This window comes from Pedobacter glucosidilyticus DSM 23534, assembly GCF_000425145.1.
Lineage (GTDB): Bacteria > Bacteroidota > Bacteroidia > Sphingobacteriales > Sphingobacteriaceae > Pseudopedobacter > Pseudopedobacter glucosidilyticus.
This window is the reverse complement of the sequence record NZ_AULF01000022.1, coordinates 1-21,422: the sequence shown is the minus strand read 5'-3', so window position 1 is coordinate 21,422 and position 21,422 is coordinate 1. Positions and strand designations below refer to the sequence as shown.

The 21,422-nt window shown below is 34.6% G+C and carries 21 protein-coding genes and 1 rRNA gene; 17 read left to right on the top strand and 5 right to left on the bottom strand.

Annotated elements, in window-relative coordinates:
- Positions 1-37: 37 nt before the first annotated feature.
- The 9 genes from murI to H510_RS0108490 all read left to right on the top strand — a co-directional run bounded on the left by murI (position 38) and on the right by H510_RS0108490 (position 10,165).
- Complete coding sequence (gene murI, locus H510_RS0108530; protein WP_026903941.1) at positions 38-850, top strand: glutamate racemase; 813 nt, start codon at positions 38-40, stop codon at positions 848-850.
- Between the two features lie 78 nt (positions 851-928).
- Positions 929-1,999, top strand: a complete 1,071-nt coding sequence (locus H510_RS0108525; protein ID WP_026903940.1) for a complex I subunit 1/NuoH family protein — start codon at positions 929-931, stop codon at positions 1,997-1,999.
- Between the two features lies 1 nt (position 2,000).
- Positions 2,001-2,585 carry a 4Fe-4S binding protein gene (locus H510_RS0108520; RefSeq protein WP_026903939.1) on the top strand — a complete coding sequence of 195 codons (585 nt, stop codon included), beginning with the start codon at positions 2,001-2,003 and terminating at the stop codon, positions 2,583-2,585.
- A 49-nt stretch (positions 2,586-2,634) separates the two neighbouring features.
- Entirely contained in the window at positions 2,635-3,177 is a 543-nt protein-coding gene (locus tag H510_RS0108515) for an NADH-quinone oxidoreductase subunit J family protein (protein ID WP_026903938.1), read from the top strand.
- A complete protein-coding gene (gene nuoK, locus H510_RS0108510; RefSeq protein WP_026903937.1) occupies positions 3,170-3,475 on the top strand; it encodes an NADH-quinone oxidoreductase subunit NuoK in 306 nt (101 codons plus the stop codon). The genes H510_RS0108515 and nuoK overlap by 8 nt, the downstream gene beginning before the upstream one ends.
- A gap of 29 nt (positions 3,476-3,504) precedes the next feature.
- Positions 3,505-5,526, top strand: a complete 2,022-nt coding sequence (gene nuoL, locus H510_RS0108505; protein ID WP_245584811.1) for an NADH-quinone oxidoreductase subunit L — start codon at positions 3,505-3,507, stop codon at positions 5,524-5,526.
- A gap of 1 nt (position 5,527) precedes the next feature.
- Positions 5,528-7,123 (top strand): complex I subunit 4 family protein, encoded by a 1,596-nt coding sequence (locus H510_RS0108500; protein ID WP_026903935.1) that lies wholly within the window; start codon positions 5,528-5,530, stop codon positions 7,121-7,123.
- Positions 7,123-8,598 carry an NADH-quinone oxidoreductase subunit N gene (locus H510_RS0108495; protein ID WP_026903934.1) on the top strand — a complete coding sequence of 492 codons (1,476 nt, stop codon included), beginning with the start codon at positions 7,123-7,125 and terminating at the stop codon, positions 8,596-8,598. The genes H510_RS0108500 and H510_RS0108495 overlap by 1 nt, the downstream gene beginning before the upstream one ends.
- A gap of 253 nt (positions 8,599-8,851) precedes the next feature.
- A complete protein-coding gene (locus H510_RS0108490) occupies positions 8,852-10,165 on the top strand; it encodes an ammonium transporter (protein ID WP_026903933.1) in 1,314 nt (437 codons plus the stop codon).
- Between the two features lie 166 nt (positions 10,166-10,331).
- On the opposite strand, the gene H510_RS0108485 is transcribed toward H510_RS0108490, so the two are convergent.
- On the bottom strand, positions 10,332-10,682 hold the full coding sequence (locus H510_RS0108485; RefSeq protein WP_026903932.1) for a HesB/IscA family protein: 351 nt from the start codon (positions 10,680-10,682) through the stop codon (positions 10,332-10,334).
- 36 nt (positions 10,683-10,718) lie between these two features.
- On the opposite strand from H510_RS0108485, the gene H510_RS0108480 reads away from it, so the two are divergent.
- The 5 genes from H510_RS0108480 (at position 10,719) to dnaA (ending at position 16,068) form a co-directional block, all read left to right on the top strand.
- A complete protein-coding gene (locus H510_RS0108480) occupies positions 10,719-11,300 on the top strand; it encodes a DUF7935 family protein (RefSeq protein ID WP_245584810.1) in 582 nt (193 codons plus the stop codon).
- Between the two features lie 11 nt (positions 11,301-11,311).
- Positions 11,312-12,859, top strand: a complete 1,548-nt coding sequence (locus tag H510_RS0108475) for an acyl-CoA mutase large subunit family protein (protein ID WP_026903930.1) — start codon at positions 11,312-11,314, stop codon at positions 12,857-12,859.
- A gap of 20 nt (positions 12,860-12,879) precedes the next feature.
- Positions 12,880-13,617, top strand: a complete 738-nt coding sequence (locus H510_RS0108470; RefSeq protein ID WP_026903929.1) for a 5'-nucleotidase C-terminal domain-containing protein — start codon at positions 12,880-12,882, stop codon at positions 13,615-13,617.
- The gene (locus H510_RS0108465) at positions 13,595-14,542 is read left to right on the top strand and encodes a bifunctional metallophosphatase/5'-nucleotidase (RefSeq protein WP_026903928.1); all 948 of its coding nucleotides are present in this window, start codon (positions 13,595-13,597) and stop codon (positions 14,540-14,542) included. The genes H510_RS0108470 and H510_RS0108465 overlap by 23 nt, the downstream gene beginning before the upstream one ends.
- Positions 14,543-14,640: 98 nt before the next feature.
- A complete protein-coding gene (gene dnaA / locus H510_RS0108460; RefSeq protein ID WP_026903927.1) occupies positions 14,641-16,068 on the top strand; it encodes a chromosomal replication initiator protein DnaA in 1,428 nt (475 codons plus the stop codon).
- Positions 16,069-16,312: 244 nt separating this feature from the next.
- On the opposite strand, the gene H510_RS0108455 is transcribed toward dnaA, so the two are convergent.
- The 4 genes from H510_RS0108455 to H510_RS0108440 all read right to left on the bottom strand — a co-directional run bounded on the left by H510_RS0108455 (position 16,313) and on the right by H510_RS0108440 (position 18,832).
- Positions 16,313-16,864, bottom strand: a complete 552-nt coding sequence (locus H510_RS0108455) for an NUDIX hydrolase (RefSeq protein ID WP_026903926.1) — start codon at positions 16,862-16,864, stop codon at positions 16,313-16,315.
- A gap of 110 nt (positions 16,865-16,974) precedes the next feature.
- Positions 16,975-17,745 carry a TPM domain-containing protein gene (locus H510_RS0108450; protein WP_026903925.1) on the bottom strand — a complete coding sequence of 257 codons (771 nt, stop codon included), beginning with the start codon at positions 17,743-17,745 and terminating at the stop codon, positions 16,975-16,977.
- 10 nt (positions 17,746-17,755) lie between these two features.
- Complete coding sequence (locus tag H510_RS0108445; protein WP_026903924.1) at positions 17,756-18,184, bottom strand: TPM domain-containing protein; 429 nt, start codon at positions 18,182-18,184, stop codon at positions 17,756-17,758.
- A gap of 69 nt (positions 18,185-18,253) precedes the next feature.
- Complete coding sequence (locus tag H510_RS0108440) at positions 18,254-18,832, bottom strand: LemA family protein (protein ID WP_026903923.1); 579 nt, start codon at positions 18,830-18,832, stop codon at positions 18,254-18,256.
- A 92-nt stretch (positions 18,833-18,924) separates the two neighbouring features.
- Between H510_RS0108440 and H510_RS0108435 the strand changes: the two genes are divergently transcribed.
- The 3 genes from H510_RS0108435 to H510_RS0108425 form a co-directional block, all read left to right on the top strand.
- Complete coding sequence (locus H510_RS0108435) at positions 18,925-20,490, top strand: NAD(P)/FAD-dependent oxidoreductase (protein ID WP_026903922.1); 1,566 nt, start codon at positions 18,925-18,927, stop codon at positions 20,488-20,490.
- A 5-nt stretch (positions 20,491-20,495) separates the two neighbouring features.
- Positions 20,496-20,855, top strand: a complete 360-nt coding sequence (locus tag H510_RS0108430; RefSeq protein WP_026903921.1) for a CoA-binding protein — start codon at positions 20,496-20,498, stop codon at positions 20,853-20,855.
- Between the two features lie 487 nt (positions 20,856-21,342).
- Positions 21,343-21,422: ribosomal RNA gene (locus H510_RS0108425) — 16S ribosomal RNA — on the top strand; the annotation flags it as partial.

Here is a 21,422-nt window from a genome sequence, read left to right as displayed (position 1 = left end):
CATTTTTTTATTTTATTTGTAGCTTGTAACCAATTACATGAAAAAAACACAACCCATAGGTATTTTTGATTCTGGCATTGGTGGGCTAACAGTAGCTAGTGCTATCAGAAAAGTACTTCCGCATGAAAAAATTATTTATTTTGGAGATACTGCACACATGCCTTACGGCGATAAATCTCCGGAAGCTATAAAATACTACAGTCTTAAAATTGGCAAGTTTTTGCAAGAAAAAGGTTGTAAAGTAATTGTTATAGCTTGCAATACAGCGTCCTCTTTGGGTTATCAGGATTTAAAAGATTTTTTAGGAGAAGAGTTACCCATTTTTAATGTGATAGACCCAGTTGTTGATTATATCGTGAATCATCATGAATACAAAAAAGTTGGGGTAATAGCCACCAAAGCTACCATACGTTCTAATGTTTATGCCTTAAAAATTCAACAAGCAAAACCTACTGTTGAAGTTAAATCTTTAGCTACGCCTTTATTAGCGCCTATGATAGAGGAAGGATTTTTCGAGAATAACATCAGTCAAACCATCATCAACTCTTATTTATCATCGCCAAAGCTTAAAAAAATAGATTCGCTTATTTTAGCTTGTACCCATTATCCATTAATAAAAAAGGAAATAGAAGCATATTATCACGAAAAAGTTGAGGTCTTAAGTACAGCAGATATTGTAGCTGATGATGTTAAAAGGCAGTTAGAAGTACTAAATCTTATCAATCCTACTGAAGAGTTGCCCAAAGATGAGTTTTATGTTTCTGATAAAACACCATCTTTTGAACAGAGTACCAAATTATTTTTTGGTGATAAGATTAACCTCGTTCAAAAAAATATCTGGGATAAATAAGCTATTTTATTATTCTTAGGGGCATTTTAGAATCTAAATCATTAAGTTTGCAATCTTAATAAACTAAGCTGTTTAAGATTGGACTTTTACATCCTCTATATACTTACCGCAAGCCTCATTTTTGCATTTATTGCAGTGTTTTCTCTATTTGGCGTTTATGCAGAAAGGAAAATATCGGCTTTTATTCAAGATAGACTTGGTCCAATGGAAGTAGGTAAGTTTGGTTGGATGCAAACCATTGCCGATATTCTAAAGCTTATTCAAAAAGAATTTATAGTTCCTACAGTTGCAGATAAAGTACTTTTTACTTTAGCACCTGTCATCATATTTGTTGCTGTTTATTTAGGCTTTGCCGCTTTACCTTGGGCACCCGGTTTAACACCTGTAAGTATGAATTTGGGTGTTTTTTACGTTTTTGCTATCATTTCTGTAGAAGCTTTAGGGATTTTAATGGCTGGCTGGGGTTCAAACAATAAATACAGTTTAATTGGTGCGGTACGTTCTGTAGCTCAAATAGTTTCTTACGAGATTCCCATTGGCTTCGCTATTATAGCTGCGGTAATGATAGCTCAGACGCTAGATTTGCAACTTATTGGTTTAAATCAAGGCATTTTAGCTCAACAAGAAATAAGATTTTTTGGTTTTTGGGATGTTAAAGATATTGGTGGCATATTAGCATGGAATATCTTTCAAGCACCACATTTAATCATCGCTTATATCATTTACTTTATAGCTTCATTGGCCGAGTGTAACAGAGCACCTTTTGATATTCCGGAGGCGGAATCTGAATTAATTGGAGGCTTCCATACAGAATACACCGGATTAAGGTTTGCCTTTATTTTCTTAGCAGAGTACGCCATGATGTTTTTAGTGGCCATGTTTGGTGTAACCTTATTTTTAGGCGCTTGGAATACGCCTTTACCCAATATCGGGAGCTTAAAGCTAGCAGACTACACCACTGGTATGTTTTGGGGCATATTTTGGGTGTTGATAAAAAGCTTGCTTATAGTTGCTGCTCAAATGTGGATCAGGTGGACTTTACCACGTTTACGGGTAGACCAATTGATGAGCTTATGTTGGAAAGTACTTACGCCTTTAGCGTTTGCATGTTTAGTTATTTCAGGGTTATGGAGGCTGTTGTTGTTTTAATATGATAAAAGAAGCTTTAAACGGATTTACTACAGCATGGAAAGGGTTAACCTTAACCATCAAGCATTTTTTTAACGCTAAAGCGGATAAGAAAATAAAATCTGTAGAAGAAAGCGGATATTTTGATCAAACAGAAGGCATAGTAACCGTTCAATATCCAAAAGAAACTATACCTGTACCAGAAGTGGGTAGGTATCAACTACATGTAGAAATTGATGACTGTATTGTATGCGATTTATGCGCAAAAATATGTCCTGTTAATTGTATCGATATAGAATCTATTAAAGCCACAGAAGCTATAGGAAAAACATCCGATGGCTCTGTAAAAAGATTATATGCGCCAAAGTTTGATATAGATATGGCTAAGTGTATGTATTGCGGTTTATGCACTACAGTTTGCCCTACAGAATGTATCACCATGACAAGCGAATATGATAGAAGTGTGCCTCATATTTCTGATTTGAATTATAAATTTGCGAATATGACAGAGGCCGAAGCAGAAGAAAAAAGACAGGCATTAGAACAACAATTGGCAGAGCGTCAAGCAGCTAAATTAGCAGCACTTAAGCAGGATAATAAAGAATAAACACATTTCTTTTGTTTGACGGTAAAGTCATCCATCAGAAAAATATAATATGGTAGAACAGATAGTATTTTACGTTTTTGCAGCGATAGCCATTTTAAGTGGCGTTTATGTAGTAGCTAGTCAAAACTTGGTGCGTTCTGTTTTTATGTTTTTTGTTACGCTGTTAAGTGTAGCAGGATTATATGTTTTTGCCTTAGCAGATTTTGTGGCTTTAACCCAAATTGTTATTTACGTTGGCGGTGTGTTGGTTATGCTCTTATTTGTTTTTATGCTTTCCTCAAAAGATTCTTTAGACAATATTGTGAACCTAAAGAAAGAAGCACTATCTGCCAACAGAATTCCAGCCACTATAATTACTATTGCTTTATTAGTTATTTTAATATACGCCATTTTATTAGCTGATTTTGAGCAATTAGATTGGATAAAATCAAATAAACTATTGATAGAAAAAGCACAAACCAGTAATGTTCACAATATTGGTGTTAACATTATGGGGAGGTTTTTATTGCCTTTCGAGTTGATTTCTATTTTACTGATGATGACTTTGGTAGGTGCTGCTCATTTAGCAAGAAAGGAGCCTAACAATGATTAGTTTGCAGCATTTTCTATTTATTGCAGCTGTTTTATTTTGTTTGGGTATCTACGCAGTTATCACTAGAAAGAATGCTATACAAGTTCTAATCGGTATAGAACTAATGATAAATGCCTCCATTCTAAATCTCGTAGCTTTTGCTAAATACGACGTTATCAATAACAACGGACAGCTTTTTGCATTATTTGTTATTGTATTGGCTGCTGCTTCTGTAGCCGTTGGTTTGGTTATCATATTAAACTTCTTTAAAAGGGTAAAAACCATCGACCCTAATAAAGCTAATTCTTTAAGAGGTTAATGGATAGTATCATCAACATATCAAATCAAATGGTGCTAATTTTAGCTTTCTTACTTATTTGTGCTCCATTATTATCTTTTTTCTTTAGTTTAATTTTTAAGCGTTTTGCATCATCGATTGCTATAACTAGTATTTCAACAAGTTTTATCGCAGCTATTATCCTATTTATAAAAGTTTGGTTTAGTAAAACGCTTCATTTTTCTATCCCTTGGATAGCTTTTAATAATTTTGATATCCGTTTAGGCTTCTTATTTAATGACCTTACGGTGCTCATGCTATTATTAATCACCTTAATAGCATTATTGGTACATATTTATTCAGTAGAGTATATAAGGAAAGACAAACTTAAGCCACGCTATTTTGCCTATTTAAGCTTGTTTTGTTTCTCTATGCTTAGCTTGGTTTTGGCAGATAACCTTTTCTTAATTTACATATTCTGGGAATTAGTAGGTTTTTCTTCTTACTTATTGATAGGTTTCTGGTTTACAAAAGAAAAAGCTGTTTTAGCCAATAAAAAAGCTTTTATTATGAATAGGCTTGGCGATTTAGGTTTTCTAATCGGTATCATGATTATGCTGAGCCATTTCCATACTTTAGATATTGATGCTTTATTTGGAAGCGGTAATTTAATTGCATCATCTTTTACAACCAACGGCATGTGGGTAAGTCCGTTTAACATGATGCCCGATTATTGGCTAACTATCGCAGGGCTTTGTTTCTTTGCTGGAGCGGCTGCAAAATCGGCACAATTTCCATTACATACCTGGTTACCCGATGCTATGGAGGGGCCAACCGCGGTTTCATCCTTAATACATGCTGCAACTATGGTAGCTGCGGGTGTTTTCTTATTGGTAAGGATAGCACCTTTATTTAATGAAACCGTTTTAATCATAATAGCATCAATAGGTGTATTTACAGCTTTTATGGCTGCAACTATTGCACTTACTCAAAATGATATCAAAAGGGTTTTAGCTTTTTCTACCATTTCTCAATTAGGCTTTATGATGTTGGCTATTGGCGTAGGCGATGAAGCTTCTGCAATTTTTCATCTCGTAACCCATGCTTTCTTTAAGTGTTTACTGTTTTTAGGGGCAGGTATCATTATTCATGAATTACATCACTTAAAAGAAAAACATCAACTTCAGTTTGATGAACAAGATATGACCTTCATGGGCGGACTTTTCAAAAGTATGCCTATAACTGCCATTGTTTTTATTATAGCCGCTATGGCTTTATCGGGTTTACCTTTTACCTCAGGTTATTTATCAAAGGATGCTATTTTGATTAGTGTTTTTGAGTGGGCTGATGTAAAAGGAGGTATCTTTTGGATTTTCCCCATCATTGTTTCATTAACCTCATGGCTAACTACTTTTTATATTTTCAGAGTAATTTTTAAAGTTTTCTTTGGCGATTTTAGACTACCTCAACTATTAGAAGCAGATCATCATCAGTTTAAAATTCATGAAGCTAATGCCTGGTTAAAATATCCAGTAATGGTTTTAGCTGTTTTTTGTATGGCTTTTGTTTTCTCTTATCAGCCATTTAGTTTAGAGGCTTCTTGGTTATTTAATGAGTTGGCACCACAACAGCATGTAGGAGGTATTTATCATATTCTAGTACCTATTTACATCAATATTTTAAGCTTAGGTTTGCTATTGATTACTTATTTAGCTTATGCAAGAAACAAATTCAGTTTTGGTTTAGAACAAACCTGGATTTTTAAACTTTCTTATAAACAATGGTACTTTAATGAGATTTATGATGCTGCCATCGTAAAACCAACTTTACTAAAAGCTAAAGCCTATTATTGGTTTGATAAAAATGTGATAGACGGTTTGGTGAATTCATCAGCAACAGCTATTATACATATTTCAAGTTTAGCAAACTGGTTTGATGTATATATTATTGATGGTTTAGTTAACGGTGTGGCTAGTGTGGTAGAACGTTTGAATATTTGGTTTAGAAATGTTCAGAACGGAAAAGTACAGCATTACATCATCTGGATGCTTTTAATCATGATTACTTTCTTTATATATCTAATGATATTTTAAAATGGGTTTATTATCAATTTTAATATTTGTGCCTTTGCTTTTTGGTTTAACAATTTTGTTACTGCCAAAAAAGTATAGTCAATCTTATAAATATTTTACCGTTGCAGTGGCTGTAATACAGCTAGCTATTACGGCTTATTTGTATTGCCAATTTCAAACCGGAGCAGCTTTTACAGGGGTAAATCAATTAGATAGCTATCAGTTTAAAGAATATTTACCTTGGATACGCTTAGATATAGGGAAGTTTGGCGCTTTACAAATAGATTATTTATTGGGTGTTGATGGCTTTTCTATTCCACTTTTGTTTTTATCTGCATTGGTTATGTTAATTGCGGCATTATCATCATGGGAAATAAAAGAAAATCATAAAGGGTATTTTTCTTTAATGATGTTGTTAAACACTGCTATTATGGGTGTTTTTTGTGCTTTAGACATCTTTTTATTTTACGTTTTTTACGAGTTGATGCTACTTCCTTTATATTTCCTTATCGGAATTTGGGGCGGAGTAAGAAGAGAATACGCAGCTATCAAGTTTTTCTTGTATACTTTATTAGGTTCGGTATTTATGCTATTGGTTATTGCAGGTTTGTATTTTTCTGTTATAGACCCTCTTACAGGAAACCATACCTTTAATATGGTACACATGATGAATCCACAAAACTATGTGCCAGATGGTATTTTCTCTTTCTTAGCACATCAAGATATTTTAGGCATCCCGGCAAGGTTGTTAGGATTTATTGTCGTGTTTATAGCTTTTGCAATTAAAGTACCTATTGTACCTTTTCATACATGGTTACCCGATGCCCACGTGGAAGCACCAACGCCAATTTCTATCATATTAGCAGGTGTTTTATTAAAAGTAGGAGGTTACGGCATTATCAGAATTGCTTACAGCATATTCCCCGATGTAGCCTTAAATCTTTCTTTCTACATCGGTTTGTTAGGTGTAATTTCTATACTTTACGGAGCTATGGTTGCTTTAGCACAAACAGATTTAAAACGCTTAATTGCCTATTCATCTGTATCGCACATGGGTTTTGTATTATTGGGTTTAGCATCACTAACCTCAGAAGGTATTAGTGGCGCCATGATGCAGATGATTTCTCATGGTTTCTTATCGGTGATGTTATTTTTTATTGTTGGCGTGGTATATAACCGCGTTCATGATAGGTATATCTACAACTTTAGAGGCTTAGCAACCCACATGCCTATTTACACAGGCTTTGTGATGATTGCTTTTTTTGCCTCTTTAGGCTTGCCAGGCTTTTCGGCTTTTATTGCAGAGGCATTTTCTTTGATAGGAGCTTTTAACTCAGAAAGTGTAAATGGCCTTATTCCACGCTGGATGGCTATTTTAGGTTCCTTTGGAATATTGTTAGGGGCTGCTTATTTACTTTGGACCTTGCAAAGAATGTTTTTTGGACAACTAAGAGTAAAAGAAGAAAACTGGCTCATAAAATTGAAAGATTTGAATGTAAGGGAAATTTTAACCCTTGTACCGCTAGCATTTTTTGCTATTTTATTGGGTGTCATACCTTCTTTGGTTTTTAATATCATCAACACATCTGTAAACCAGTTTATTTTATTATTTACCTAATGCAAACAGGTTTAGATATAGCGCAATCAACGGAGAATATCATAACCTCTCTGTCTTACTTTGTTTCGGAGTTTATCATAACTATAGGCTTTCTGCTTGTCATTATCATAGATTTGTTTCTAAAAAAGGCAGAGCGTTTGGTGTTTTTTGCAACTATACTTACACTGGTTTTAGCTGCTGTTGCATATCTTCTTCAGTTAAATATTATCCAAACAAACAGCTTATTATTGTTTAACGGGATGTTTTTACATAATAGCTATGTTATTGGGTTTAAGCTATTGGCTTTGTTTGCTTCAATAATATCTTTAGTATTTTTCAATCAGGATAAAGAGCTTAAAAACCATCCAAAAGGAATAAATGATTTTTATACCATTTTCCTAGGCGGTATATTAGGTTTGCTTACGCTGATATCATCTGCAAACTTATTAATGCTTTTTTTATCCATAGAGATGTTGTCTATAGCTTCTTATCTGATGGTTTCTTATACCAATAAAGAGAAACTACAGGCAGAAGCGGGTATGAAATATGTACTTTTCGGGGCTACAGCTTCGGCCATCATGTTATATGGACTAACATTTTTATATGGTTTTTCTGGAACGCTAAATTTGTATAACGAAAATATTTTCGTGGCTTTTGAACAAATAAACAGCTTTTCGGCGAGTTTAGTACTGTTAATGGTATTGGCAGGAATAGGTTTTAAGCTATCATTTGTTCCCTTTCATTTTTGGACACCAGATGCCTATCAGCAAGCACCAACTTCTGTAAGTTCTTTTTTATCTACAGTACCAAAAATTGCTGTTTTTGCATTTTTATTTAGATTGGTAGCACCATTTCAGTTTGTTTCAATACATTTTTCAACCATCATTTTGTCTGCAGCAGGTATAACCATGCTGGTAGGAAATGTGATGGCAGTTTTCCAGAAAGATTTAAAAAGATTATTAGCTTATTCTTCTATAGGGCATACGGGTTTTTTATTAATGTTGTTGGTTTTACCTGATGATAGCACCATGTCTAGCAATTTGTGGTTTTACCTATTTGCTTATAGTATCACTAACATTGGTGCTTTCATGAGTATCGCTTATTTAGAAGATCGTTTTAATATTAAAACACTGCAACAATTGAAAGGCTTAGGTAAATTAAATACCCTGATAGCGCCATGTTTGGTTGTATTTATGGTTTCTTTAACTGGTTTACCTCCAACAGTTGGTTTCATGGCAAAATTTGTAGTGTTTTCTTCTCTAATTTCTGAAACTACAGCTATTAACTTTCTTACGCCTGTATTAATCGTTGCAGTATTAACCACTGTATTGTCTTTATTCTATTATTTTAATATTCCACTACATATTTATCTAAAAAAACCAGAAGAATTGATAGTTAAAAAGAAAAAATCTGTGATTTTTGATTTTTTTGTTTTGATTCTTGCTATTCTAGTGATAATAGCTGGTGTTTTTCCTGATATTTTTAAAATATTTTAGGATTTAAATAGAAAATAAGATTTTAAGTCATGTTTTTAGAGTTTTTTTTGAATAAATATTGCTCAAAATATGATTTGTAAAATGTATTTTTATTGAAAAAATGCTAAAAAATATCCCTAATTTTTTGAATGAATTTCATTTTTATTGTAAAAAGTAGTATATTTTTTGATAAAAAACTAAAAAAATAGAATGTTTAGTATAAATCATATAATTATTTCTAATTTTCAGCCATAATAAATCTAAAACTTATACAATGGCTAAGAAATTATCAAAAGTTCCGTTTATTTTTCTTGCAATTATTGCATTATTAACAATTTTTTACCCGTCAGTACCAGGGGAAATGTTTGCTGGCGAGTATAATTCATCAGATATAGCATGGATGTTATGCGCTACAGCATTAGTATTAATTATGACACCAGGTTTAGCGTTTTTCTATGGGGGTATGGTAAAAAAGAAAAATGTCATTTCTACCATGCTTCAAAGCTTTATTTGTATGGCAATTATTACAGTTATTTGGGTAGTATTTGGTTTTAGTTTAGCTTTTGGCGATTCTATCGGTGGTATCATTGGTGATCCAAGAACATTTTTTATGATGAGTAATGTTATTGATGGTAAACCTTGGGTATTAGCACCAACTATTCCTTTAGTACTATTCGCAATTTATCAGTTAAAATTCGCCATTATAACTCCTGCTTTAATTACCGGAGCTTTTGCAGAGCGTATCAGATTCATTTCCTACTGTTTATTTATTTGTCTGTTTTTTATTGTGATATATGCACCTTTAGCACACTCAACTTGGCATCCCGACGGTTTGTTGTTTCAATTAGGTGTACTTGATTTTGCTGGTGGAACGGTAGTGCACATGTCAGCTGGTTGGGCAGCTTTAGCTTCTGCTTTATACTTAAAAAAGAGAAACGAGCCTAGCCATTCACCAGCAAGAATTACCTATGTTTTATTAGGTACAGGTCTTTTATGGTTCGGATGGATAGGTTTTAATGGTGGTTCTGCTTATGGTGCCGGAACGTTAGCAACTGTTGCTTTAGCCAATACCATGGCAGCATCAGCCGCAGCAGCTCTTGCTTGGATATTTTTTGATTCTTATAAAGGTAGAAAGCCATCTGCAATGGGTACTTGTATTGGTGCGGTAGTAGGTTTAGTGGCAATTACTCCAGCGGCAGGTTTTGTTACTATTCCTCATTCATTAATTATCGGTGTTGTTTCTGCCGTTGTAAGTAATTTAATTGTAGATTGGAGAACACGTACTTCTATAGATGATACTTTAGATGTATTCCCTTGCCATGGCGTTGGTGGTATGGTTGGTATGTTGTTAACCGGTGTTTTTGCACATCAATCTATTAATGGAGCAAATGAAACAGGTAATGGCTTAATTTTTGGAGAAACGCATTTATTTTTAGTGCATTTAGGCGCTTTAATAGGCGTATCTATTTTTGCATTCTTTGGTTCTTGGTTGTTATTAAAAATTACAGATATCATAAGTCCTTTAAGAGTTTCAGAGGAAGATGAAGATGCAGGTTTAGATATTTCGCAACATGGCGAAAAATTATAAGTCGAAACTTATTAAACAACTTTTGAAATAAAAAAAGCTAATTTTTTAATAAAAGCTGAACAGCCTCAATAATTCAAACATTTATTGAGGCTGTTTTATTGATCAAAAAAAAGAGACTGCCCTTTTAGGAGACAGTCTCTTATTATCAAAACTAAAAACTAATTCTTTAAACAGAAAAGCTGGTGCCGCAGCCACAAGTTTTAGCCGCATTTGGGTTATTGAAAACGAAGCCTCTGGCGTTTAATCCTTGTTGAAAATCAACCTCCATACCTGCTAAATACAAGCCATGAGCTTTATTCATGAAGCATCTTATACCATCTATATCGTATTCTGTATCACCTTCTTTCTTTTGGTCAAAACCTAAAACATAATTCATTCCGGCACAACCACCACCTTCAACACCAAGCCTTAAACCAAATTCTTCGCTTAATTCTTGTTGTTCCATTAACTTTTTCACTTCTTTTTTCGCACCTTCGGTTAATGTTACAGGTGAAACTGCTGTTACTGCTGTACTCATAATAATTATTTTATTGTTGCACAAATATAAGGTAAAATGCAGATTTTTGTTTTCACGAGAATCAATTTTACCAATACTTTACAATTTAGAATGGATGCTTTAACGTTTTTACTAGATGTTTTAAAATACACATTATCAGGTTTTTTTGTCATTCTAGGCTCTTACTTCTTATTTAAAAGCCAGTTTGATGCTTATTACAATTTAAAAGAATTGGAATATCGCTCATCTGTACTTAAAGATGTTTTACCGCTTAGGCTACAAGCCTATGAAAGAATGACACTTTTTATAGAGCGTATCAATCCATCAAACTTACTGTTAAGATTACATGTTTCTGGTATGTCTGCAAAAGAAATGCAAAATTTAATTTTAACAGAAGTTAGGGCAGAATATCAGCACAACTTGGCTCAGCAAATTTATCTTACTAATGATGCTTGGCAAATCATCAAAAGAGTAAAAGATGATACGATTAGCATCATTAACTCGGCAGTAAAAAACCTTCCAGCTGATGCAAGTGCTGTTGATTTAAGTAAAGTTGTTTTTTCTCGTTTAGATAGTATCGAGGAAAACCCTTACGAGTTAGCTTTGTTAGTGATTAAGAAAGATATTCAAGAAATGTAAAACTTCATTATATGGCTGATAAAATCAATAAAACAACTTCAGGTATTGAAATTAAAGAAGTTTATCATCAGCCTAAGCAGGATATTGAAAAACCTGGCGAATTCCCTTTCACCAGAGGCATACAAAAAGATATGTACCGTGGTAGATTATGGACAATGCGCCAATACGCAGGTTTTTCTACTGCCGAAGAATCAAATAAAAGATATCATTATTTACTGCAACAAGGTACAACCGGCTTATCTGTAGCTTTTGATTTACCTACACAGATAGGTTATGATTCTGATCATGACATGGCAGAAGGCGAAGTGGGTAAAGTTGGTGTCGCCATAGATTCTTTGGCAGATATGGAAATACTTTTTAGTGGGATTAAACTGTCTGATATCACTACTTCTATGACTATCAATGCTACAGCCGCTACATTGTTAGCTATGTACATCGCTTTAGCAAAAAAGCAAGGAGCAGATTTAACTCAAATTTCAGGAACTATCCAAAACGATATTTTAAAAGAATACGCTGCTAGAGGTACTTATATCTATCCGCCAAAACCCTCAATGCGTCTTATTACGGATGTTTTTGAGTATTGCAGCAAAGAGCTTCCTAAATGGAATACCATTTCCATCTCAGGTTATCATATCAGAGAAGCTGGCTCAACAGCAGTACAAGAGTTAGCCTTTACTTTGGCCAATGGGAAAGCATATTTACAAGCAGCCATAGATAAAGGCTTAGATATAAATCTTTTTGCACAACGTTTATCATTCTTTTTCAATTGCCATAATAATTTCTTTGAAGAAATTGCCAAATTTAGAGCAGCCAGAAGAATGTGGGCAAACATCACCAAATCTTTAGGGGCAACAAATATTAAAGCACAACAATTACGTTTTCACACCCAAACAGGTGGTTCAACCTTAACTGCACAACAACCTCAAAATAATATAGTAAGGGTAACCAATCAGGCTTTGGCTGCCGTTTTGGGCGGCACTCAATCTTTACACACCAATGGTTTTGATGAAGCTTTATCTCTGCCAACAGAAGAAGCCGCTAAAATAGCTTTAAGAACACAACAAATTATTGCTTTTGAAACAGGTGTTACACAAACGGTAGACCCTTTGGCAGGTTCTTATTTTATAGAATCTCTTACAGATGAATTAGAGAAATTAGCTCAGGAATATATAGACAAGATAGATAACATGGGCGGGGCTGTACAAGCCATTGAAAATGGTTTTGTACAAGGAGAAATTGCCGCAGCTGCTTATGATTATCAAAAAACTATAGAAAATGGCGAGCAAATTATTGTGGGTGTAAACAAATATCAAGAAGCAGACAGCATTAGACAAGATGTTTTTAGGGTTGATGACAGCATCAGAAAAACACAAATTGAGAAAATTAAGCTATTAAAAGAAAGAAGAAACCAAGAAGCCGTTACACAAAAAATAGCCGATTTAAAGCTTGCGGCAAAAGATAACATAAACGTAATGCCTTTTTTACTTGCCGCAGTTGAAGAATATGCAACTTTAGGCGAAATTGCCGATACTTTTAGAGAAGTATTTGGAGAATACTAAAACACTAACTCAATCATAATATGAAATTTAAACTTTTAATAGTTGCTTTTGCATTACTATTATTACAAGCTTGTGGTGTTCATTATCAAGTTAAAAATATCCAAAAGCAAATTTATCCTGTCTCTGCGGATTTTTCGGCTGATACTACCTTAAGTAATTTTTATAAGCCCTACAAACAACAGCTAGATTCTATCATGAATGATATTGTTGCGGTATCAGCTCAAGAGATTCAGAAAGGTAAGCCCGAAGCACCCTTAAACAATTTCTTTGCAGACGCTATGTATGTAAGTGCCAAATCAAAAAATATTCAGTTTGATTTTGCTTATACCAATTACGGTGGTTTGCGTACTTCTCTGCCAAAGGGAAATATACCGCGTTATAAAATTTTTGAGTTAATGCCTTTTGAAAATGCTTTCGCAACAGCTACTTTCTCTGGTCAAAATATCAAAGAGTTTTTCAACTTTATTGCAAATAGTGGTGGCGAGCCTATTTCAGGAGCAACATTTACCATAGAAAATGGTAAAGCTTCAGATATTAAAATCAACGGAGAACCTATCAACTTAGAAAAGAACTATACTGTCTTAACTTCCGATTATATGATAAACGGTGGGGATGGTGGCGAGATTTTTACCAAAGCCTTATCTACAAAAGTTTATGAGTATAAACTTAGAGAAGGTCTGCTAGATTATCTAGCAACATTTAAAAACAATAATCAAATTTTAAATCCTGTAAAAGATGGAAGAATTAAACTTAAATAGGAGAGGTTTTATAAAAGGTTCTCTATCAACCGCAGCTTTATTAGCAATGGGTTTTAATCCGATAAGTGTATTTGCTGAAGAAGATTTTGTAAAACTTACCATATTACATACCAATGATGTGCATAGTAGGATAGACCCATTCCCTATGGACGGCTCTCGTAACCAAGGTAAGGCCGGTGTTGCCCCCAGAGCTACACTCATCAATAAAATTAGGAAAGAAGAAAAGAATGTTTTATTGCTTGATGCTGGAGATATTTTCCAAGGCACACCCTATTTTAACTATTGGGGGGGCGAGTTAGAAATTAAAATGATGAGCATGATGGGGTATGATGCCGCTATCATGGGCAATCATGATTTTGATAATGGAGTAGAAGGTTTTGCTAAACAATTACCACATGCAAAATTCCCTATCCTAAACGCTAACTACGATTTTACAAATACCGCATTAGAAGGTAAAACCAAAGGCTACCAAATTTTCAATAAAGGAGACTTAAAAATAGGGGTTTATGGTTTAGGGATAGAGTTAACAGGTTTAGTAAATCAACAACAATACGGAGAAACCCAATATACCGAGCCTATTAAAAAAGCTTTAGAAATGGAGCGCTTTTTAAAACAAGACCAAAAGTGCGATTTAGTTATCTGTCTTTCTCATTTAGGTTTTAAATACCGCGAAAATAAGGTTTCTGATATGGTTTTAGCCCAAAATATATACTTTACAGATTTAATTATTGGTGGCCATACGCATACATTTTTAAGTACTCCAGAAAGCGTAAAAAATCTATCAGGTAAAGAAACTTTGGTTAATCAAGTAGGTTTTGCAGGAATTAACTTGGGGCGTATTGATTACGTTTTCACAAAAGAAAAAAAGAAAAAAATAACTTATTCTTCTGCTATTGAAGTGGTTGAAAATAATTTCAAAATTTAGCTTTTTTAAACCGATTTTTTTTTCAATCTTCGAGACTCGGAAGCAAGCAACCCCGCAGTGCTTCCATCGCATTTAGAATCAGATTATTAAAGAAATATATGGAAAAAACTTGTACCCATGTTTGGGAAAGCTGTCTTCAAATCATTAAGGATAATATCCCCAGCCAGAGTTTTAAAACCTGGTTTGAGCCTATCACCCCACTTAGATTAGAAGGAAGTGTTCTTACGATTCAGGTACCTAGTTTGTTCTTTTATGAATGGCTGGAAGAACATTATGTAGGTCTTTTAAGGAAGACAATTAAAAACCAGTTAGGCGATTCTGGTAGATTGGAATACAACATCGTTGTAGAAAAATCATCCTCACAAAAGCCTTATACTACAAATATTCCCTCAAGTGGTAATGGGGCAGAGGGTAAAAATCAATCTATCCCAATGCCTGTTGCTTTAAACAAGGATATCAAAAATCCTTTCGTAATCCCCGGATTAAAAAAGCTACAGGTAGATCCACAATTAAATCCAAATTACACTTTCGAGAATTTTATTGAAGGAGATTGCAACCGTTTAGCTCGCTCTGCAGGTTATGCTGTGGCAGCAAAACCAGGAGGTACTTCATTTAACCCTTTAATGGTTTATGGAGGCGTAGGTTTAGGCAAAACCCACCTCGCACAAGCTATTGGTAATGAAATCAAAAGAAACATGCCGGATAAATTGGTTATTTATGTTTCTTGCGAGAAATTTTGCCAGCAATTTGTAGACTCTTTAAAAAACAATACCATTAATGATTTTGTGAATTTCTATCAAGCAATGGATGTTATCATCATGGATGATATACACAACTTTGCCGGAAAAGATAAAACACAAGATATTTTCTTCCATATCTTCAATCACTTACACCAATCTGGTAAGCAATTAATCATCACTTCAGATAAAGCTCCTAAAGATTTAGCTGGTTTAGAAGAAAGATTGCTTTCGAGATTCAAATGGGGTTTATCGGCAGATCTTTCTGTTCCTGATATCGAAACCCGTATGGCTATCCTGAAAAAGAAAATGTATCAAGATGGTATAGAGCTTCCAAATGATGTTATCGAGTACGTTGCACACAACATAGACAACAACGTTCGTGAGTTAGAAGGGGCTATGGTTTCTTTACTGGCTCAATCAACCTTAAATAAGAAAGAGATAGATATTTCGTTAGCTAAGCAAATGCTAAAGAATTTTATCAAAAATACAAGCAAAGAAATTTCAATGGAGTATATCCAGAAATTGGTGTGTGAATATTTCGAAGTTCCGGTAGAGATGGTAAAATCAAAAACCAGAAAAAGAGAAATCGTTCAAGCTCGCCAAATTTCCATGTACTTGGCAAAAAGCCATACCAAAACATCATTAAAATCAATCGGAGCATTTTTTGGTGGCAGAGACCACTCAACTGTAATTTACGCTTGCCAAACCGTAGAAGATTTAATAGATACCGATAAGAAATTTAAAGCTTACGTTCACGATATTCAGAAAAAGCTTAAAATGAGCTAATCCAAATTTTCTGAAGAAATCCCGTTAGGTACTTACTTAACGGGATTTTTGTTTTATGATTTTTTTGAAAAGGTCTTGTAGTATCGCTTCGGCAAAAAAAGCAGTCGGGTGGTAAACCATCCCTTCGGGACTGTACGCAATACTCCGAGCTTCTCTAGGGCATTTGCTGCTATCTCGTTTAATTTAGGTGGGTTTCCTAAACTTCGGTCTTCCGTCATCGGACATCGGTCTTCGGACTCCCGACTTACTTCAAAACCCCCATCTTCAAAAAAGCATACATCAATCCCGTAACATGTAAAGCTTGTGGAATTTCATTATTCAAAAGCATTTGTTTTACTTCATCAATACTGTAAAGTTCAATGTCAATATCTTCATGTTCATCTAAATTTTGTTCCTGTACTTTTTTACCACCTTTAGCTAAATAACAATAAGTAACATTGTTTGATGTTGCAGGGTTTGGATAAATGGTAGAAACCAATTCCAAATCTTCAAACAAATAGCCCGTTTCTTCTAAAAGTTCTCTTTTAGCAGCATCAGCTGGGTTCTCATCCCCATCTATTACCCCACCCGGAATTTCTAACGAGATGATATCACCACTATGACGATATTGCTTTACCATAATAACTTTTTCATCCTCAGTAATGGCAACAACATTAACCCAATTAGGATATTCTAAAACATAATATTCTTTAGCAATTCTGCCATCAGGTAATTTACATTCATCAACTCTTAAAGTTGCCCAAGGGCGCTTTACAATATATTCAGAAGAACAAGTCTCCCATTTTTCTATACTCATGCTATAAAAATAAAAAATCCCGAATTATTTCAGGATTCTATAAAACAATTTGTGCTAATATGTTTTGGCACCTAACCACCTAACCACCTAACCACCTAACCACCTAACCACTACCAACTTCCACTACTTCCACCTCCACCAAAACTGCCACCACCAAATCCGCCGCCTCCGCCACCAAATCCACCTGATGAGCCACCGCCCCAACCACTATTTCCACCTCTACCCATACCGGCCAACATAGACCACCAAACTAAATCAGCAGCACCTCTTCCTCCAATCACGCTTCTTCCGCCATTTCCTCCGCCACCTTTACTTACGCCTAAGATAATAATGACTATTATAATCAGTATCACCAAGCCTACTGGGAAACCACGTCCTTTGCCCTTTATCGGTTTGTCATTTTTATACTCACCTTTAGTATAAGCAATAATAGCATTCGTTGCGGCATTTAAGCCTTCAAAATAACGTTCTTGCTTAAAATTAGGTTTTATTTCATTTTCAATAATCCTCTTGGTTATAGCATCTGGCAAAGCACCTTCCATACCATAACCTGTTTGTATGGTTATTTTTCTATCTCCTAAAGAAGCTAATAAAACAACTCCAGTATTTTTTTCTTTACCACCAACACCCCAGGCTCTGCCCAATTGGTATGCGTAATCATTAACCTCGTATCCATCTAAAGATTTTATCAAAACCACCGTTACCTGTATAGATGTAGAGTCATCAAAAGCTACAAGTTTTTGCTCTAGATGATTAATTTGTTCTGGCGATAAGGTACCTGTGTAGTCATTTACCAAAGTACTAGGTTGCGCTGGAAAATTTTGAGAAAATCCCGAAAAAGTAAAAAGAGTAATCAGAATTAATAAAAGTATTTTTTTCATTTTTTACGGGTTATTTCAAGAAAACAATATCATCAGATAGCTCATTCGTATCATCATCAGCATAAGGAAAAAACTTTTTCAGTTGTTTACCTGCTTCAATAATGCCAACACTTAAACCCTCGGCAATATCTCCATTTTTAAATTGTTCAAGCATCAACTCTTTGGTGCTATCCCAAAAATTCTCGGGTACCAAGCTATTAATTCCACTATCACCAATAATGGCAAATTTATGGTCCTCTATAGCTAAATAAACAAGTACTCCATTTTTCAATCTAGTCTTGTCCATTTCTAAATCAAAAAAACAGGCAACAGCTCTTTCATAAGCATCTATCGCACAATTTTTTTCTAGGCAAACCCTTATTTCTCCAGAGGTTGCTTTCTCTGCCCATTCTATAGAATGTTTAATTTTTTCTTGGTCCTTATCAGATAATTGTGGCATTTTAAACAATTAGATGTGAGTAAAGTAAAACGTGAGTTTCCTTAAGAAACTCACGCCAACATTTTTATTTTAGAATTTCACTTCCGGGGCTTTTTCAGCACCAGCCTCAGCAGCAAAGCTTCCTTTTGCTGTAAAGCCAAACATACCTGCAAAAATATTATTTGGGAAAGTTCTAATGTTTGTATTGTACTCTTGTACAGCTTGATTAAAATCTCTTCTGGCAACAGTAATTCTATTTTCTGTCCCTTCTAACTGCGCTTGTAATTCCAAAAAGTTTTGGTTGGCTTTTAATTGTGGATACTGTTCAGAAACAACCATTAATCTGCCTAGTGCTTGTGATAATTGACCTTGTGAAGCTTGGAATTTTTGAATAGTCTCTGGTGTTAATTTAGTAGGGTCAACCTGTACAGAAGTAGCTTTTGCTCTAGCTTCAATCACTTGCGTAAGCGTTTCTTTTTCAAAATTAGAAACTCCTTTTACGGTGTTTACCAAATTCGGAATTAAGTCTGCTCTTCTTTGGTACTGGTTTTCAACCTCACCCCATTGCGCTTTAACTTTTTCATCCAATTTAACAGAACTATTGTAACCGCAAGAACTCAATGATGTTGCAATAACAACTGCAAGAAATCCATAAAGTAATTTTTTCATTTTCTCGTTTTTTTAATTTTTTTCAATTTAATGTTTAGATTTCAATTTTCATACCTTTGTTACAATTTGGGATAAATACCCGACAAAATAGCATGAAAAAGGAAATTGAAATTGTTGTCCTTCCGGATGATATTGATAATCAAGAAAAAATTTTAGCTCAAATTTTAAATCAGACTTCTTTAAAAAAAGCCGATTTAAGCCACTTTAATATCAGAAAGCGCTCTATTGATGCTCGTGGAAAGCAAGTAGTATTCCGTTTAAAAGTAGAACTATATATTAAAGAAACACCTTCTTTAACCATCCAAAATATAAAGTATCAAAATGTCAGTAACGCTAAGCCAGTAATTGTAGTAGGAGCTGGTCCTGCCGGCCTATTTGCTGCATTAAGATTAATCGAACTTGGCTTAAAACCAATAGTTTTAGAAAGAGGAAAAGACGTTAAACAAAGACGTAGAGATCTCGCAAATATCAATAAACAAGGTTTGGTAAACCCCGAATCTAATTATTGTTACGGCGAAGGTGGCGCCGGAACTTATTCCGATGGTAAATTATATACGCGTTCTAACAAAAGGGGCGATGTTAATAAAATGCTCCAAATCTTCGTCGACCATGGCGCAACAAATGATATTTTGATAGATGCAAGACCACATATCGGGACAAATAAGTTGCCTCAAATTATAGTAGCTATCAGAGAAACCATACTCAATAATGGTGGCGAAATTCATTTTAATACCAAACTAACAGATATAGATTGTAAAGAAGGCAAGATTAGAAAAGTATTTACCAATCACGGAGAAATCACTACCGATGTTCTTATTTTGGCAACCGGGCATTCTGCCAGAGATATTTACCATCTACTTAGAGAAAAAGATATTTTAGTAGAGGCTAAACCCTTTGCTTTAGGGGTTCGTATAGAACATCCACAACATATTATAGATAGTTTACAATATCATTGCGATATCAGACATCCTAATTTACCTCCGTCTTATTATAGTTTGGTTGAGCAAATTGAAAATCGGGGAGTATTTTCATTTTGTATGTGTCCAGGTGGTATTATTGCACCTTGCGCAACAGATCATCATGAAATTGTTGTAAACGGCTGGAGTCCTTCAAAGAGAAATAATCCTTTTGCAAATTCAGGCACAGTAGTACAAATCAATATAGAAGATGTAAAAGGTGCCACTGACGATCCTTTCAAAATGCTTAATTTTCAATCAGAAATAGAAAAGCTAGCTTTCAAAATAGGAGGAGGAGATCTTAAAGCTCCAGCACAAAGAATGGTCGATTTTGTTGAGAGGAAAATTTCTAATTCTTTACCAGATAATTCATACCTACCGGGACTAACTTCTTCAAGTTTAGATGATGTTTTACCACCAATGGTCGCAAATAGATTAAGAAAGGCACTTCCTGTTTTTGGGGATAAAATGTTTAATAAAGATAAGAAGGTTGGATATTATACTAATGAAGCAGTCTTAGTAGGGGTAGAGTCAAGAACATCATCTCCAGTAAGAATCCCAAGGGACAAAGAAACTTTACAACATCCTCAAGTCAAAGGCCTATTCCCTTGTGCTGAGGGTGCTGGTTATGCTGGTGGTATAATTTCTGCTGCAATAGATGGTCAGGCTTGCGCCGATGCAGTATTCAATTTCTTAAAATAATCAATATGAAAAAGACTTTAATCTTGGGTGCTACTCCTAATCCATCAAGATATGCTTATTTGGCTGCCAATAAATTAGTAGCTCACGGTCATGAAATTATAAATGTGGGTATTAAAAGTGGTGAAGTTGCAGGTCGGCCCATAGAAAAACCAGAAAAAATTCATGCTGATATTGATACCATAACCATGTATGTAGGCGCTGCAAATCAACCAGACTTATACGATTATATATTAAAAACAAATCCCAAACGTATTATTTTTAATCCTGGTTCAGAAAATCCCGAGCTTGAGGAGCTCGCATTAGAGAAAGGAATTGCCACAGAAGAAGCTTGTACTTTAGTATTATTAAGTACTAATGCTTACTAATTTTTTATATTGGATATGTTATTTTCAACTTTTTCGATAAGATATTCAATGAGTTAGGATGTGAGGGATAAAAAGGTATTAAAAATATTTGTGATAAATAAAAAAGATATGCACCTTTGCAGCCCGCAAGGGGGGAATGTTTGAAATAGAGAGAGGGAAAGAGGGGAAAGATGTTTAGAGAAAATAGAGGGAGAAGCTAGAGAGAATAGAGGAGAAAATTTTTTCAAAAACATTTTGGTAATAAAATTAGAATGATTACCTTTGCAGCCCCGAAAGGGAGGAAGAGTTACAGCGATTGTAGCTAGTTAATAAAAGAGAAAAACTAGAAAGATAAGCAATTATCTGGAAGGAAATAGAAGCCAAACTGAGAAGGGCGGCGCAGAAGTTCTTTAAAAAGATATCATATAACGTAGCGACACTGAGAGATCAGTAACCTAGAGACGGAAGAAAACAAATATTAACGAAAGTTAGTATCAAACCACATTATACAATGGAGAGTTTGATCCTGGCTCAGGATGAACGCTAGCGGCAGGCCTAATACATGCAAGTCGAACGGGATTGGGACTT

Bases quoted from the DNA above. Each gene is read 5' to 3' on its own strand.
- H510_RS0108475 (WP_026903930.1), top strand. From the start codon at position 11,312: ATGGCTGATAAAATCAATAAAACAACTTCAGGTATTGAAATTAAAGAA.
- nuoK (WP_026903937.1), top strand. From the start codon at position 3,170: ATGATTAGTTTGCAGCATTTTCTATTTATTGCAGCTGTTTTATTTTGT.
- H510_RS0108465 (WP_026903928.1), top strand. From the start codon at position 13,595: ATGGAAGAATTAAACTTAAATAGGAGAGGTTTTATAAAAGGTTCTCTA.
- H510_RS0108440 (WP_026903923.1), bottom strand. From the start codon at position 18,832: ATGAAAAAATTACTTTATGGATTTCTTGCAGTTGTTATTGCAACATCA.
- H510_RS0108430 (WP_026903921.1), top strand. From the start codon at position 20,496: ATGAAAAAGACTTTAATCTTGGGTGCTACTCCTAATCCATCAAGATAT.
- H510_RS0108435 (WP_026903922.1), top strand. From the start codon at position 18,925: ATGAAAAAGGAAATTGAAATTGTTGTCCTTCCGGATGATATTGATAAT.
- H510_RS0108480 (WP_245584810.1), top strand. From the start codon at position 10,719: ATGCAGATTTTTGTTTTCACGAGAATCAATTTTACCAATACTTTACAA.
- H510_RS0108495 (WP_026903934.1), top strand. From the start codon at position 7,123: ATGCAAACAGGTTTAGATATAGCGCAATCAACGGAGAATATCATAACC.
- H510_RS0108450 (WP_026903925.1), bottom strand. From the start codon at position 17,745: ATGAAAAAAATACTTTTATTAATTCTGATTACTCTTTTTACTTTTTCG.
- H510_RS0108455 (WP_026903926.1), bottom strand. From the start codon at position 16,864: ATGAGTATAGAAAAATGGGAGACTTGTTCTTCTGAATATATTGTAAAG.
- H510_RS0108520 (WP_026903939.1), top strand. From the start codon at position 2,001: ATGATAAAAGAAGCTTTAAACGGATTTACTACAGCATGGAAAGGGTTA.
- H510_RS0108490 (WP_026903933.1), top strand. From the start codon at position 8,852: ATGGCTAAGAAATTATCAAAAGTTCCGTTTATTTTTCTTGCAATTATT.
- H510_RS0108515 (WP_026903938.1), top strand. From the start codon at position 2,635: ATGGTAGAACAGATAGTATTTTACGTTTTTGCAGCGATAGCCATTTTA.
- nuoL (WP_245584811.1), top strand. From the start codon at position 3,505: ATGGTGCTAATTTTAGCTTTCTTACTTATTTGTGCTCCATTATTATCT.
- H510_RS0108470 (WP_026903929.1), top strand. From the start codon at position 12,880: ATGAAATTTAAACTTTTAATAGTTGCTTTTGCATTACTATTATTACAA.
- H510_RS0108500 (WP_026903935.1), top strand. From the start codon at position 5,528: ATGGGTTTATTATCAATTTTAATATTTGTGCCTTTGCTTTTTGGTTTA.
- H510_RS0108485 (WP_026903932.1), bottom strand. From the start codon at position 10,682: ATGAGTACAGCAGTAACAGCAGTTTCACCTGTAACATTAACCGAAGGT.
- dnaA (WP_026903927.1), top strand. From the start codon at position 14,641: ATGGAAAAAACTTGTACCCATGTTTGGGAAAGCTGTCTTCAAATCATT.
- murI (WP_026903941.1), top strand. From the start codon at position 38: ATGAAAAAAACACAACCCATAGGTATTTTTGATTCTGGCATTGGTGGG.
- H510_RS0108445 (WP_026903924.1), bottom strand. From the start codon at position 18,184: ATGCCACAATTATCTGATAAGGACCAAGAAAAAATTAAACATTCTATA.